Origin of the sequence: Nonomuraea fuscirosea (assembly GCF_035917475.1) — a bacterium.
In the GTDB taxonomy this organism is placed as follows: Bacteria; Actinomycetota; Actinomycetes; order Streptosporangiales; family Streptosporangiaceae; genus Nonomuraea; species Nonomuraea fuscirosea.
Genome location: NZ_CP109074.1, coordinates 9,203,801 through 9,218,783 on the forward strand (window position 1 = coordinate 9,203,801; position 14,983 = coordinate 9,218,783).

At 71.6% G+C, this 14,983-nt stretch carries 11 protein-coding genes; 5 read left to right on the forward strand and 6 right to left on the reverse strand.

Going from position 1 to position 14,983, the window contains the following annotated elements:
• Nucleotides 1–146: 146 nt before the first annotated feature.
• On the reverse strand, nucleotides 147–1,694 hold the full coding sequence (gene guaA / locus OIE67_RS41815) for a glutamine-hydrolyzing GMP synthase (RefSeq protein ID WP_106236194.1): 1,548 nt from the start codon (nucleotides 1,692–1,694) through the stop codon (nucleotides 147–149).
• A 117-nt stretch (nucleotides 1,695–1,811) separates the two neighbouring features.
• Between guaA and OIE67_RS41820 the strand changes: the two genes are divergently transcribed.
• Nucleotides 1,812–2,732 carry a DUF2207 domain-containing protein gene (locus OIE67_RS41820; protein WP_326630924.1) on the forward strand — a complete coding sequence of 307 codons (921 nt, stop codon included), beginning with the start codon at nucleotides 1,812–1,814 and terminating at the stop codon, nucleotides 2,730–2,732.
• Between the two features lie 92 nt (nucleotides 2,733–2,824).
• Here the strand turns inward: OIE67_RS41820 and OIE67_RS41825 are convergent, their stop codons facing one another.
• Both OIE67_RS41825 and OIE67_RS41830 read right to left on the reverse strand, forming a co-directional pair.
• A complete protein-coding gene (locus tag OIE67_RS41825) occupies nucleotides 2,825–3,646 on the reverse strand; it encodes an SDR family NAD(P)-dependent oxidoreductase (RefSeq protein ID WP_326630926.1) in 822 nt (273 codons plus the stop codon).
• Between the two features lie 53 nt (nucleotides 3,647–3,699).
• Nucleotides 3,700–5,193: a DUF885 family protein gene (locus OIE67_RS41830; protein WP_326630928.1), complete on the reverse strand. Its 1,494-nt coding sequence runs from the start codon at nucleotides 5,191–5,193 to the stop codon at nucleotides 3,700–3,702.
• 108 nt (nucleotides 5,194–5,301) lie between these two features.
• Between OIE67_RS41830 and OIE67_RS41835 the strand changes: the two genes are divergently transcribed.
• Nucleotides 5,302–6,045 (forward strand): N-acetyltransferase, encoded by a 744-nt coding sequence (locus OIE67_RS41835; protein ID WP_326630930.1) that lies wholly within the window; start codon nucleotides 5,302–5,304, stop codon nucleotides 6,043–6,045.
• A gap of 18 nt (nucleotides 6,046–6,063) precedes the next feature.
• Here the strand turns inward: OIE67_RS41835 and OIE67_RS41840 are convergent, their stop codons facing one another.
• The 3 genes from OIE67_RS41840 to OIE67_RS41850 are packed head-to-tail and all read right to left on the reverse strand — an operon-like array spanning nucleotide 6,064 to nucleotide 8,935.
• Entirely contained in the window at nucleotides 6,064–6,804 is a 741-nt protein-coding gene (locus OIE67_RS41840) for an MBL fold metallo-hydrolase (RefSeq protein ID WP_326630932.1), read from the reverse strand.
• Entirely contained in the window at nucleotides 6,801–7,397 is a 597-nt protein-coding gene (locus OIE67_RS41845; protein ID WP_326630933.1) for a TetR/AcrR family transcriptional regulator, read from the reverse strand. The genes OIE67_RS41840 and OIE67_RS41845 overlap by 4 nt, the downstream gene beginning before the upstream one ends.
• Before the next feature lie 32 nt (nucleotides 7,398–7,429).
• On the reverse strand, nucleotides 7,430–8,935 hold the full coding sequence (locus OIE67_RS41850) for a succinic semialdehyde dehydrogenase (RefSeq protein ID WP_326630935.1): 1,506 nt from the start codon (nucleotides 8,933–8,935) through the stop codon (nucleotides 7,430–7,432).
• Nucleotides 8,936–9,059: 124 nt separating this feature from the next.
• On the opposite strand from OIE67_RS41850, the gene OIE67_RS41855 reads away from it, so the two are divergent.
• The 3 genes from OIE67_RS41855 to OIE67_RS41865 all read left to right on the forward strand — a co-directional run bounded on the left by OIE67_RS41855 (nucleotide 9,060) and on the right by OIE67_RS41865 (nucleotide 14,877).
• Nucleotides 9,060–11,300 (forward strand): serine/threonine-protein kinase, encoded by a 2,241-nt coding sequence (locus tag OIE67_RS41855; protein WP_326630937.1) that lies wholly within the window; start codon nucleotides 9,060–9,062, stop codon nucleotides 11,298–11,300.
• A 31-nt stretch (nucleotides 11,301–11,331) separates the two neighbouring features.
• Entirely contained in the window at nucleotides 11,332–13,470 is a 2,139-nt protein-coding gene (locus OIE67_RS41860) for a beta-propeller domain-containing protein (RefSeq protein WP_326630939.1), read from the forward strand.
• Nucleotides 13,471–13,626: 156 nt separating this feature from the next.
• A complete protein-coding gene (locus OIE67_RS41865) occupies nucleotides 13,627–14,877 on the forward strand; it encodes a S8 family serine peptidase (RefSeq protein ID WP_326630941.1) in 1,251 nt (416 codons plus the stop codon).
• The last annotated feature ends 106 nt before the right edge of the window (nucleotides 14,878–14,983 follow it).

Below are 14,983 nucleotides of genomic sequence, written 5' to 3' on the forward strand. Positions count from 1 at the left end.
CACTTCCCAGGAATCTCCCTTGTATGCGCGCCCCGCCCGGCCGATCTGCCTGACCGGGCGAAGACCTGCCTTTGGCGCCCCGATGGCCCGCACCCGGGCCTGGGTGGGCCGCACCCGGCGAACCGTGACTCACCTCCGGGACGAGGTCACTCCCACTCGATGGTGCCCGGCGGCTTGCTGGTCACGTCGAGCACCACCCGGTTGACCTCGCGCACCTCGTTGGTGATCCGGGTGGAGATCCGCGACAGCACGTCGTAGGGCACCCGCGCCCAGTCGGCGGTCATGGCGTCCTCGGACGTGACCGGCCGCAGCACCACGGGATGCCCGTACGTACGGCCGTCGCCCTGGACCCCCACGGACCGGACGTCGGCCAGCAGCACCACCGGGCACTGCCAGATCGACCGGTCGAGGCCGGCCCTGGAGAGCTCCTCGCGGGCGATGGCGTCGGCCTCGCGCAGCAGGGCCAGGCGGTCGCGGGTGACCTCGCCGACGATGCGGATGCCGAGGCCGGGACCGGGGAACGGCTGGCGCCAGACCATCGCGGCCGGCAGGCCGAGCTCTTCGCCGGCCCGCCTGACCTCGTCCTTGAACAGCGCCCGCAGCGGCTCGACCAGGGTGAACTGGAGGTCCTCCGGCAGGCCGCCGACGTTGTGATGGGACTTGATGTTGGCGGTGCCGGTGCCGCCGCCCGACTCGACCACGTCGGGGTAGAGGGTGCCCTGGACCAGGAAGTCGACCGGGCCGTCGGCCATGATGGCGCGCTGCTCGTCCTCGAAGACACGGATGAACTCGCGGCCGATGATCTTGCGCTTCTCCTCCGGGTCGGAGACGCCCTCCAGGGCCTTCAGGAAGCGCTCGGAGGCGTCGACGACGCGCAGCTTCACGCCCGTGGCGGCGACGAAGTCGCGTTCGACCTGCTCGGCCTCGCCCTTGCGCAGCAGGCCGTGGTCGACGAAGACGCAGGTCAGCCGGTCGCCGATGGCGCGCTGGACGATCGCGGCGGCCACCGCGGAGTCGACCCCGCCGGACAGGGCGCAGATCGCGCGGCCGTCGCCGACCTGGCGGCGCACGGCCTCGACGGAGTCTTCGACGATGTTGAGCATGGTCCACGACGGGCGGCAGCCGGCCGCCTCCAGGAAGTGCTTGAGCACCGCCTGCCCGTGCTCGGTGTGCAGCACCTCAGGATGGAACTGCACGCCGTAGAGGCCGCGCTCGACGCTCTCGAAGGCGGCGACCGGGGTCTGCCCGGTCGAGGCGGTCACCGCGAAGCCCTCGGGGGCCGCGGCCACGCTGTCGCCGTGGGACATCCAGACCGTCTGGCTCGCGGGCAGGCCGGCGAAGATGACGCCCTCGTCGAGCACCTCCATCGGGGTGCCGCCGTATTCGGCCAGGCCGGTACGGGCCACCTCGCCGCCCAGCGCCTGGGCCATGGCCTGGAAGCCGTAGCAGATGCCGAACGTGGGCACGCCCGTGGCGAACAGCCCGTGCGGCACCGGCGGCGCGCCCTCGGCGTAGACCGACGAAGGGCCGCCGGACAGGATGATCGCCTTCGGATTCTTGGCCATCATCTCCTCGACCGTCATGGTCGAGGGCACGATCTCCGAGTAGACGTGGCACTCGCGCACCCGCCTGGCGATGAGCTGCGCGTATTGAGCGCCGAAGTCGACCACCAGCACTGTGTCGAATTCAGACACCGTGAGAACCCCCCAAAGGCGAATGCGGTGACCACAGTGTATCGGCCCCGCGTCTTACACCTGGCCTGGCTCGGCTTACACCTGGCCTGGCTCGGGCCGACGTGCTAACACAGAACAATGGATCTTGTCTGGCCGGCGGCGGCATGGGCCCTGTGGGTCGCCACGCTGACCGCCGCCCTCAAGGTGTCCGCCCGGGGCGAGGACCGGCGGCGGGCGGCCGAGCAGGCACCGGTGCCCGCTCCCGTGGCCGAGCTCTTACGCGGGATGCGGCCCCAGGACGTGTTCCATTCGGCTCTGTACGAGCTGGCCGGGCGCGGCTGGGCGACGATCGAGGGCGATCGGCTGAGTCTCGACGAGCCCTTGGACGAGCCGCTGCGCCCGTACGAGAGATGGGCGACCGAACGGGTGCGGGCCCGGCTGGCGGGCGCGGCCGAGGCCCCCGTGATCGACCTGATCCCAGATGGGGCCGATCTGGAGGGTCACTTCCTGCCCCTCGTCCGGCGCGGCGCCATCGATCTGGGCCTGGCGCGGCGGCGCTGGCCGAGCGTGATCGTGCCGCTGCTGCTGGCGGCGGCGCTGGTCGTCCCCTGGTACGCCACCATCGCGGCGGCCGGATTGTCGTGGCCCGGGATGATCGCGACGATGGTGTCCCTGGTGGCGGGGATCGGGCTGCTCATGGGCGGGCGGGGGTTCCTGCTCACGGAACGCGGGCGGGAGGTCGCCAAGGCGGGCTCGGCCGGTCACCGGCAGGAGTGGATCTTCACGGGCAGCGGCTGGCGGGGCGGCCAGATCGAGCCCGCCGAGCTGCTGCCTCCCGTACAGGGGCGGCAGGAGGTGACCGGGTACGTGGTCAAGCGGTGGGTGGACGCCGACGACCACTACATCGCCCTGCACGACGGCAGCTCGCCGAAGGCCACGGCGTTCCACGTGGAACAGGGGCTGTATGAGGACGTGCTGCCGGGCGACTCCGTCCGGCTGCTGGTCAAGGCGCGCAAGGGGACCGTCGTCCGGGTGCTGGCCCACGACCGCCACCGGTGAGGGGGTAAACGTGCGGCCGGGCGGGCCGCCTCACGTGCGGCCGGATGCCCCCTGGGGCCGGGCAGGCCGCCGCGTCGTGTGCGGCCCGACACTCACCTGGGGTCGGGGAGGTGGCCGGTGAGCAGGGTCTCGGTCTGCAGGCGCAGGCGGGCGGCGTACTTCTCGTCCGTCAGCAGCAGGAACCGTTCCTCGCGGATGCCCGTCACGACCAGGTCGGCCACCGCGGCCGGGTCAAGGCCGCGGCCGGCCGCCCGGCCGATCCGCTCCCGTACCTCCACCTCGTCCGGTGTCGGCGTGGTGACCAGGCCGGGCGGCCGGTTCCGGGCGGACTCGCCGATGCGGGTGTCGACCGCTCCCGGGCACAACGCGCTCACCCGCAGCTTGGCGCCGGTGGCCGCCAGGTCCTGGGCGAGCGCCAGCGAGGCGGCCAGGGCGGCGAACTTGCTCACCGAATAACCGCCCGCCCCCGGCGAGGCGAACAGCCCGGCCACCGAGACGGTGTTGACGACGTGCCCCTCGGTGTCCTGCTCGATCATGCGCGGCACGAACGCCTGGACGCCGTGCAGCACGCCCCACAGGTTCACGCCGAGCAGCCAGTCGAGGTCCTTGTCCGCGCGCGTCCACAGGTGGCCGCCCTGGAAGACGCCGGCGTTGTTGCACAGCACGTGTACGGCGCCCAGCTCCCCGAAACACCGGTCGGCCAGGTGCCGGACGGCCCAGGCGTCGGACACGTCGGCGATCTGCGTCAGCACCTCGACGTCCGCCGCCATCGCGGCCGTCTCGGCGAGCCCGCCGTGGTCCACGTCGGCGAGCATCAGCGTCATTCCCTCGGCCGCGAACCGGAGGGCCAGCGCCCGTCCGATGCCGCCGGCCGCACCCGTCACCACCGCGACCTTGCCGGAGAGCTCGCGCACGGACAGACCTCCTCGTGACCGGACGGCGCTGCCCCCGATCAGTGCGAGTGACGCTACAGGATGGCGTCGATCAGGCCCAGGGGCGGCGAGCCGAGATCGAACAGCGCCTTGTGGAAGCGCTGCAGGCTGAACCCGGCGCCCCACTCCGCCTTCGCCCGCTCCCGCAGGTCCATGATCAGCAGCTTGCCCCAGGTGTAGCGCCCGTACGTCGGGTCGAACGAGGCCCGCCTGGCCTCGGACAGCGCCGCGGGACCGGCGAGGTGCGTGTCGGACTCGAACCGCCTGGCGCCGTCCTCGACCGTCATCTGACCGGTGTGCACGCCGATCGCGCAGGCCAGCCGGGTGACGCGGATGAGCGCCTCCACCCACACGCCGATCTCGAAGCGCGGGTCGTCCGGCGCGAACCCCTCCTCGACGCACAACTCCTCGGCGTAGTGCGCCCAGCCCTCGACGAACGCCATCGACTGCAGCAGCCGGCGCACCTCGGACGGCGCCCGCCGCAGCGCTCTGGCGTGCGAGAAGTGCCCGGGGGCGACCTCGTGCACGTTGATCGCCGGCAGCGTGGTGCTGCTGAAGACCTCCAGCCACTCGGCCTGGTCCTGCTCGGGCCAGGACGGCTCGGGCGGCGTGATGTAGTACCAGGACGGGCCCTCGGGCTCGCCGGGCGAGTTCCACGCCATCATGGCCATCGCCCAGCGGCGCGACTCGGGCGCCAGCCCGACCAGGCATTCGCCGTCGTGGTAGGGCACGAGGTCCTTCTCGCGGGTGAACGCGATGGCCTGCTCCGTGCCGATCCGCGCGGCCTCGATCACGCCGTCGGCGTCGGGGTGGTCCTTGACCAGCTCGCGTACGACGTCGAGCGGCGCCCTGCCGCCCTCCCCCAGCTTGGCACAGGACTCGGTGAGCAGCGCGGTCAGCCGGTCCCGCTCCGCGTCGGCGCGCTCGGCCAGCTTGCCGAGATCGACCGGCAGTCCCTCGCCGGTGCCCATCAGCCTGGCCAGCCCCTGACCGCCGAGCGCCGCGTCGGGGTCGCCCTCGGTGGTGGCCCGCTCGATGTGGGCGACGAGCCGGGCGTGCGCCTTGAGCGCGGCCTCGTCGTCGATGCCCGCCGCCAGCCCTCTCGCCGCCCCGATCAGGGACTTGGCGACGGGGGCGGGGATCTGGTCGAGGGAGGCGACCGCCTGGTCCACGGCCTCGGGCCAGAGCGCGAGGTGGGCCGCCTTGGCCGCGGCGCGGTCCGCGGCCGAGGCGTAGTCGCGGTCGTAGCCGGCCAGGTCGAGGTTGGACAGGTGGATCAGCGGGTTCTTGCGGTGCAGCTCCAGCTCGGCGTACTGGGTGCGCAGGCTCTCCTCGAACACGCTCAGGTGCCGGGCGTCGTGCTCGTCCTGCGGCGCGGGCCCCTCGCCGAGCCGCGCCAGCCCGGTGCGCACGCCCTCGGGCGACAGGTCCTGGATCTGGCCGTCGTACTCGTGCCTGCCGCCGCCCTCGCGCGCCTCGGCCACGATCAGGTCGGCGACGGCACGCAGCCTGGCGTCAAGTTCTGTCATGCCGCCGACGCTAGCGCACGCCGCCTTCACCCTTAAGTACTGAGATTTCGCGTTTTAGCGCGAATAAAGGGCGTGCGCGGCTTCCTTCATGGTGTAAGGATCTTGACCATGGCGCTGCGGATCACGACGCTCGGAGAACGCCCCCAGTTCGCGTCGTCGTTGTGGGACATGGACCACACGTGGCACGAGTTCGTGCTGAACGATCCGTTCGCGGACCTGTTCTACGGCTTCGTCACGACGGTCTACCAGGACCACGTGCTGGTGGCCGACGACTCCGCCGAGCCCGGCCGGCTGGTGGCGCGGGCCTGCATGATGCCGTACGTGGCCGGCGCGGACGCGCTGCCCGACGACGGCTGGGACGGCGTGATCCGCTCCGGCTGGCGGGCCCGCGAGCGCGGCCTGCGCCCCGACGCCGTCTCCGCCCTGGAGATCACCGTACGCCGCGACCTGCTGGGCCACGGCCTGTCCGCCCTCATGGTGGCCGCGATGCGCGAGCACGCCGCCCGCCTGGGCCACCACGAGCTGGTCGCCCCGGTACGCCCCAACCGCAAGCACCTCGAACCGCACACCCCCATGGCCGAGTACGCCTTCAGGACCCGCCCCGACGGCCTGCCCCACGACCCCTGGTTGCGCGTGCACGTGCGGGCCGGCGGGCGGATCGTCAAGGTGGCGCCCAGGTCGATGGTGGTGCCGGGCACGCTGGCGGAGTGGCGCGGCTGGACGGGCCTGCCGTTCGACCGCCCTGGGCCGGTCGAGGTGCCGGGCGCGCTCACCCCCGTCCACTGCGACCCGGAGCACGACCACGCCGTCTACGTGGAGCCGAACGTCTGGGTCACCCATCCCCTGGACTGACCTCTGCCTGAGACGGCCTCACACCTCCGTACGTTCGCCGGGCGCGAGCAGCCGCAGCCCGTCCCCGAACGACGCGAACGCCTTCATCACGCTCTCCCTGCCCTGCGTGAAGTGCGCCCAGTGCTCGAAGTGCAGCGGCACGACGTGGCGGGCACCCAGGATGCGCGCGGCGGCCACCCCGTCCTCGCTGGTCAGCGTCAGGTAGCCGGCCACGAGGGGCGTCCTGGCCCCGCCCATGAACAGCAGCGCCACGTCCACCTGACCGACGCGCTCCGCCACCGCCCGTACGACGTCGAGCGAGGCGTTGTCGCCGCTCACGTAGACGGTCGGCAGCCCTTCGCCGGACAGCACGAACCCGGTCACCTCCCCCACCAGGTGCTCGGTCCCGTCGGGCCCGTGCTGCGCCGGCACGCCGGTCACCCGTACGGGGCCGACGTCCACGGACGTCCAGTTGGGCAGGGTCCGTACCGGCTCGCCGACGCGGGCGGCGGCCGAGCCGGTCGACAGGACCAGCGGCACGGTGGACAGATAGGCCCGCCCGGCCCGGTCGAGATTGTCCGGATGCTGGTCGTGCGAGAGCAGCACCGCGTCCACCGGCCCCGCCTCGTCCGCCTCGAACGCGGGCCCCTGAGTCTTCGTGAGCGCGCGATCGCCGATCGGGTGCTCTCCCGGCCCGTCGAACGTGGGGTCGGTCAGCAGCCGCACCCCGCCGAGCTCCAGCACGGCCGTGGGGCCTCCGGCGTAACGAATCTCCATCATGCCTCCGTCTTCGATCTCAGTCCGTTGACGACCCGCCACGTGGACCGGTGGCAGAGCGCGCGGAAGTCGGCCTCGTCCATGCCGATGCGGCCGCTCAGATACTGCTGCACCAGCCCCTGAGTCGCCGAGGTGACCGTCATCGCGACCTCCAGCGGGTCGTCCGCGCGCAGGAAGCCCGTCCGCATGCCCTCTTCCACCAGCGCCGTGACGACGCTGAACGGCGGCCCCTGCCCGTCACGGAAGTCCTCGGGGAAGCGCCGCGCCCCCTCCCAGGCGTCCAGGATCAGGAACCGGTACAGGTGCGGGTCGCCGAGCGCGAAGTCGAGGAAGCCGTCGAGCGCCGCCGACATCCGCTCCTCCAGCCCGCCGGTGGGCGGCGCGTGCCGGAGCCACCGTTCGGCCAGGGCGCGGGCGCCGCGGTCGGCGACGGCGCGCAACAGCGCCTCTCTGCTGGGGTAGTGCCGGTAGATGGCCATGGCGGTGACGCCCACGGCCTGCCCGACGCGCCGCATGCTGACCGCGTCGGCCCCTTCGTCGCGCAGGATGCGCTCGGCCACGGCGACGATGCGCGCGGCCGTCCCCTGTTCGTTCACGTTTACAGCGTAGACAGCCGCTCCGGCGGGACTCACTTCAGCCTGAGCCTGCGCATCGCCTTGAGCGCGCCCGCCAGCGTGCCGGCCCACCGCTCGTACGTGATCCCGCCCGGCGGCTCGAACCCCAGCCAGCCCGCCTGGGAGGCCACGGCCTGGACCTCGGTGTAGCGCAGCAGCCCTTCCGCGCCGTGCCTGCGCCCGAGCCCCGACGCCTTCATCCCGCCCATGGGGACGTCGTAGGAGGCGTAGGCGGAGGCGTACCCCTCGTTGACGTTGACCGTGCCGGCCTTGATCCGGGCGGCCAGGCGGCGGGCGCGCGGCAGGTCGGAGCTCCAGATGGACGCGTTCAGCCCGTACGCGGTGTCGTTGGCCAGCTCGACCGCCTGGTCGTCGGTGGCGAACGGGTAGAGCGCCACCACGGGGCCGAACGTCTCGCCGCGACACAGCTCCATGCCGTCGTGCACGCCGGTGAGCACGGTCGGCTCGTAGAACAGCGGGCCGAGGTCGGGTCTGGGCCGGCCGCCGGTCAGCACCTTCGCGCCCTTGGCCACGGCGTCGTCCACGTGCGCGGCGACCGTGTCGAGCTGGCGGCGCGAGGTGAGCGAGCCCATCTGCACCGACCAGTCGTGGCCGGCGCCCAGCTTGAGCGCCCCGGCCTGGGCGGCGAAGCGTTCGGCGAACGCGTCGAAGACGGACTCGTGCACGTAGAGGCGTTCGATCGACAGGCAGAGCTGGCCGGCGTTGGTGAAGCAGGCGCGCAGGGCGCCCTGGACGGCCACGTCGAGGGCGGCGTCGTCCAGCACCACCATCGGGTTCTTGCCGCCGAGCTCCAGCGAGCAGCCGATGAGCCGCTTGGCCGCCTCCTCGGCGATCTTCCTGCCGCCCCGGGTGGAGCCGGTGAAGCCCACGTAGTCGGCGTGGTCGAGCAGCGCGTCGCCGATCTCGGCCGGCTCGCCGAGCACGACCTGCCAGACCTCGCGCGGCAGGCCCAGCTCGGCCAGCAGGTCGATCGTCCACAGGGTGGACAGGGCGGTCTGGGTGTCCGGCTTGTGCACGATCGCGTTGCCGGCCAGCAGCGCGGGCAGCGCGTCGGTGACGCCCAGCGCGAGCGGGTAGTTCCACGGGGTGATCAGCGCGACGACGCCCTTGGGCCGGCGCAGCTCCGTCACGCGGGTGGCCACCGGGAAGACGCCCTTGCGGGCGCGCGGGGCGAGCAGGCGCGGCGCGCGGCGGGCGTAGTAGAGGCTGCAGCCCGCGACGTCGAGCACCTCCTCGAAGGCGTGCTTGCGGGCCTTGCCGGTCTCGTTCTGGACGATGTCCAGGATCTCGTCCCTGCGGTCGAGGATCGCGTCGTGCAGGAGCAGAAACGGTTTCGCCCGTTCCGCGGCCGATCTGCCGGCCCAGTCGAGCTGGGCGGCCCTGGCCCGTCCGTACGCCGCCCGTACGTCTTCGGCATCCGAAATGGGCAGCTCAGCGAGGGTTTCGCCGGTAAAGGGGGCGATGATGGGCCTTGTCCTACCGCTGGACGTCACCTTCATGACAGAAGGATATTCGGCGGCCCTACCCACGGGTAGTTTTTGCGGAAGCCCGCGCGGGGGCCAGAATCCCTACATGGCATCCTTCGCTCCGCTCCGATCCGGAGATCCACAGCGGCTCGGGGGCATGGAGCTTCTCGGCCGGCTCGGCGAGGGCGGTCAAGGCGTCGTCTACCTCGCCAAAGATCATTCTGGCACCAACGTGGCGGTCAAGTGGCTGCGGCCCGACCTGTCCGGTGATCAGGTGAGCGTGGAGAGGTTCCTGCGCGAGGTCCAGGTGGCCCAGCAGGTGGCGCCGTTCTGCACCGCCGCCGTGCTGGGCACCGGGGTGGAGCAGGACCGGCCGTACATCGTCAGCGAGTTCATCGAGGGCCCCTCCTTACATCGGGTGGTGCAGGAGGAGGGGCCGCGCACCGGCTCCGTGCTGCACCGGCTGGCCATCGGCACGGCCACCGCCCTGGCGGCCATCCACCAGGCCGGCATCGTGCACCGCGACTTCAAGCCGGCCAACGTGATCATCGGCACCGACGGGCCGCGGGTGATCGACTTCGGCATCGCGCGGGCGCTCAACGCCACCGCCACGATCAGCGGCATAGTCGTGGGCACGCCGTCGTACATGCCGCCCGAGCAGATCATGGGACACACCGTCGGGCCGGCCGCCGACATGTTCTCGTGGGGCAGCGCCATGGTCTTCGCCGCCTCAGGGCGGGCGCCGTTCGGCAGCGACACGATGCCCGCGGTGATCAACCGGGTGCTCAACCAGCAGCCCGACCTGGGCGCGCTGGAGGAGGGCCCGCTGCGTGACGTCGTGGTCGCCTGCCTGGCCAAGGACCCGGCGCAGCGGCCCACGGCCGAGCAGGTCATCATGCGGCTGCTGCACCAGCCGGCGGCCAACAACGGCATGCTGGCCCAAGGTGCGGCGGAGGCCCACTTCCCGCCCTCAGGCGGCCCCCAGGGACCACCCTCGAACGGGCCGCACAGCCATCAGGGCCCGCCGTCCGGCGGCCCCCACAGTCACCAGGGCCCGCTGTCCAGCGGACCGCAGGGGGCGCCGCACAGCCAGGGGATGCCGTCCGGCGCCTCGTACGGCCATCAGGGTCCGCCCTCAGGATCCCCGTACGGACCTCCGTCCGGGCCCCCGTCCGGCCCCTCGTACGGACCTCCCTCCAGCGTTCCCTACGGCCCTCCCTCGCCGACGGTCTCCGGCCGCTACCCCCAGTCCGGCCACGTGCCGCCGTACGGCGGGCAGCAGGGCGGCTACCCGCAGCCGCCGCGCAAGAGCAAGGCCCCGCTGGTCGCCGGCATCACGGTGGCCGTCGCGCTGCTGCTGCTCGCCGGCGTGGTCGTGGTCATCCAGATGGACAAGGCCTCGCTGGCCGGTCCCACCCCGTCGCCCTCCCCGTCCAGGACGAGGAGCACGACGCGGGCGCCGAGCCCCACGGCCACGCAGGTGGGAGTGCCGCGCACCGGCACGAAGCGGACCCTGCCCGGCGGGTCGATCTCCCTGTACGAGAACCCGGGCGACGCCATCGTCCTGACCTCGTACGAGATCCAGAAGGGCGACGACTGGATCGACTACGCCAGAGGATCGTTGCGCGGGACGTTCAAGAAGTACGAGGAGAACTGGGAGTCGATGGTCTCCCCCGACGGCCACCTGCTGGCGTCCAGGGGCAGGAGCTACAGCTCCGACGACTACGACTTCGTCGTCATCACCGACCGGCGCAACAACCGGCGCACCACGGTCAAGACCGTCAAGGAACCGCTGATCAGCAGCATCAGGGGCTGGTCGAAGGACGGCTCCAGGATCCTGCTGAACATCGAGAAGAAGAACGGCGACGACTGGCTCTACCTGGGCTTCGTCGTCATCGAGGTGGCCGGCGAGACCGCCGACGTGGTCAACGTCTCCGACACCTCCATCCGCCAGACCGCCTTCGGCTTCGACGGCGACGACAAGGGCGCGGTCAACATCAGGGGCGACGAGAAGAACCTCGACCTGCGCTTCTTCGACACCTCGGGCAAGGCCACCCGCACGCTGAAGGGCATCGGCACGCTGTCCGCCGGCACGCAGGACATCTTCTCGCCCTCCGGCAAGGCGTTCGTCACCAACTGCCCCGGCGGCGGCGACGGCGACCACTGCGTCTGGGACACCGCCACCGGCGAACGGCTGCAGAAGTTCGTCTCCGACTGCGACAAGGTCCTCGGCTTCTACGACGAGGAGCACCTGTTCTGCTGGGAGCAGGACAACGCGACCGACGACGAGATCCAGGTCGTCGACTTCAACGGCAAGCTGATCCGCAAGATGCTCCAGGTCCCCGACAAGCTCAACTTCAGCCCCGCGTTCACCTTCAACCTGAACAAGGGCTCCTGAACCATCCCGGCCGCGCAGCCGTGATGAGGGCATGAAGACGATGATCCGCACGGCCGTGACCGCCGCGGCACTCGCGGCGGTCACGGCCGCCTGCACCTCCTCGACAGGAGGGACCAGGAACCCGCCGCCCGTGCGGGCGGACCTCGGCGCCGTCCGTCTGGTGGCCTACAGCAGCTGTGACGACCTGCTGGCCGGCCTGCGCGAGCAGGCCGTCAAGAACGTCAGCCCGTACGGGTTCGGCGGCGCCATGCCAATGGCGCTCGCCAGGGACGCCAGGGCGAGCGTGCCCGAGGGGAAGTCGGCGCCCGAGCACTCCACCACGAACGTGCACGAAGCCGGCGTGGACGAGCCCGACCTGGTCAAGACCGACGGCAACCGGGTCATCACGGTCTCCGACGGCACTCTGCGGATCATCGACACGGCCACCAGGAAGATCACCGCGTCGCTCAAGCTGACCGAGCACGACGGCCCCGGCATCCCGTCCGACCTGCTGGTCTCCGGGGACCGCGCGCTGGTGCTCATGCGCGGCGGCGACATCATGTACAAGACCGCCAGGCCCATCGGGCCGCCCAGCGACACCCGCTACGTGGTCGTCGACCTGTCGGGCGAGCCCAAGGTGCTGAGCACGATCAAGCCGCAGGGCTCGTACGTGGACGCCAGGATGGTCGGCTCCACCGTGCGGCTCGTCACCCGCAGCCAGCCCGACGTCACCTTCCCCGAGCCCAAGGGCGAGGCCACCGAGGCCGAGCGCCTCAAGGCGAACCAGGCCGCGGTCCGGCAGGCGCCGGCCGAAGCGTGGCTGCCGAAGATCGAGATCACGGACGCGTCCGGCGCCGTCACCAAGAGCACCGTCCCCTGCGAGCGGGTCAGCCATCCGGCCGACTACACCGGCACCTCGATGCTGACCGTGCACACCATCGACCTGGCTCAGGGGATCACCGCGGCGGGCACCGACCCGATCGTGCTGGCCGCCGACGGCGACATCGTCTACGGCACCGGGCAGAGCCTGTACGTGGCCAGCAACCCGCGCTGGTGGTTCCCGGTACGCCCGATGCCGATCGACGAGCCCCCGCCCCCCGCCACGACCCCGTCCGCGACAGCCTCGGCCCCCGCGGACTCGGCCCCCGCGGACTCCCCCGTCGCCCCGGCCGAGGAGCCCACCCCGACCGACTCCAGCGTCCCCGTCTCCCCGCCGACCGGCACCGCCACGCCCGTGCCTGACGTGCCGAGCACCGCCACGCCCGTGCCTGACGTGCCCAGCGCCTCCGCGTCCGACGACCCCGCCACCCCTTCCTCTGCTGAGCCGAGCCCGATGCCGACGCCCACGGCCCCGCCCGAGGAGACCGAGGTGCACCGGTTCGACATCACCGCCCCCGGCGCGCCCGTCTACGTGGCCTCGGGCAAGGTGCCGGGACGGCTGCTGAACCAGTACTCGCTCTCGGAGCACGACGGCCACCTCCGCATCGCCACCACCCGCGACCCGGGCGACGGCAAAGACAGCTCCAGCGCCGTCTACGTGCTCAAGGCCGACACGATGGCCAAGGTCGGCGAGGTCGGCGGCCTGGGCAGGGGCGAGCGCATCTACTCGGTCAGGTTCATCGGCCCGATCGGCTACTGCGTCACGTTCCGCCAGGTCGACCCGCTCTACACGCTGGACCTGCGCGACCCGGCGGCGCCCAAGGTGACGGGCGAGCTGAAGATCACGGGCTACTCGGCGTACCTGCATCCCGGCGCCGAGGGCCGGCTGATCGGCATCGGCCAGGAGGCCAGCGAGAAGGGCAGGACGCTCGGCACGCAGGTCTCGCTGTTCGACGTCAGCGACCCGACCGGCCCGCGCCGCCTGTCGCGGCTGTTCCAGAAGGACTCGGGCTCGGGGGCCGAGTGGGACCCGCACGCGTTCCTGTACTGGCCGAAGACCGGCCTGTCGGTGATCCCGCTGACGCAGCGGGAGGAGTCGGGCGCGCTCGTGCTCAAGATCGAGGACTCCGGGGTACAAAAGCTCGGGCTGATCAAGCATCCGACGCAGCGCCAGGAGGGCGGTTACGCCTATCAGCCGGGCATCCAGCGCTCGCTGATCATCGGCGACTCGCTCTGGACGCTCTCGTACGAGGGCGTGCAGGTCAACGACCTGACTTCGCTCGCCGCACAATCCTGGATCCCACTCCGTTAAGCAACCAAAAGGTGCCGATTCGTAGCGAATCGGCACCTTTTTTATGGACATATTCCGACATTTGGTGAAAGCTTTACTAACACAGTCATGTCGGACCAGGAGTCCGCGTCAGGGCGGGCCCGTGGTCCACGACCCCAGAAAGGGGCCCACGCTGCCATGCGAACACGCACCCCCCTGCTCGCATCGCTCGTCGGCGCGCTGGCGTTATTCGCCGCGCCGCTCCCGGTCTCTGCCGCCACCGCGGCTCCGGACGGCACGTACATCGTCCAGCTCAATCCCGCGATGCGCGCCCCGCACGGCGTCGCGTCCGACCAGGTGTCACAGGCCGGCGGCGAACTCGTCGGCGTGTACGAGCACGCGTTCAAGGGCTACACCGCCCGCCTGAGCGCCGCGGCGGCCGAGAAGCTCAAGCAGAACCCGAACGTGCTCAGCGTGGAGCCCGACGCCGAGGTCAAGGCGTTCGTCCAGACCGTGCCCACCGGCGTACGCCGGATCTTCGGCCCGAGCAACCCCAACCTGGACATCGACGGCGTCGACGACGTCCGCATCGACGTGGACGTGGCCGTCGTGGACACCGGCGTGGACAACACCCACCCCGATCTGAACGTGGTCGCGCGGGCCAACTGCCAGACCGGCGTCTGCGTCAACAACTCCGGCGTGGACGACAACGGCCACGGCTCCCACGTCGCGGGCACCGTCGGCGCCCTCGACAACACCATCGGCCCGGTGGGCGTCGCGCCCGGCGCCCGCATCCACGGCGTCAAGGTCCTCAACGCGGCCGGCTCCGGCACCCTGTCCGGCATCGCCGCGGGCCTCAACTGGGTGGTGGCGCGCGCGTCCACCATCGAGGTGATCAACCTGAGCCTGGGCTGCAGCGGCTGTTCGAGCAGCGCGATCAGCACGGCGATCACGAACGCGGTCAACGCCGGCATCGTCGTCGTGGTGGCCGCGGGCAACAGTCACGCCAACACCTCGGGCTTCTTCCCCGCCAACCACCCCGACGTGGTCACCGTCTCGGCGCTGACCGACAACGACGGCCTGGCCGGCGGAGCCGGAGGCAGCACGCTGTCGTGCCGCAGCGAGAGCGACCTGGACGACACGTCGGCGTTCTACTCGAACTTCGGCTCGACCGTCGAGATCACCGCGCCCGGCACCTGCATCTACTCGACCTACCGCAACGGCGGCTACGCCACGATCAGCGGCACCTCGATGGCCAGCCCGCACGTGGCGGGCGCCGCCGGGCTGCTCACCTCGGGCGCCAACAAGCCGACGAACCGGGCGGGATCGCTGGCGGTGCGCAGCGCGCTGATCTCGACCGGCAACAGCAACTGGACCGACGACTCGGGCGACGGCGTCAAGGAGCCGCTGCTCGACGTGCACGACGCGACACGCTACCCCCCGTCATGAGCTCATGAGCTCATGAGCAGGTCGTGAGCCGGCTCGGAGAACCATCCTGGAAAGGGCGGTCCGCGGACCCCGCAGCGCCGCGGGCCGCCCCTCTCCCACGACGACC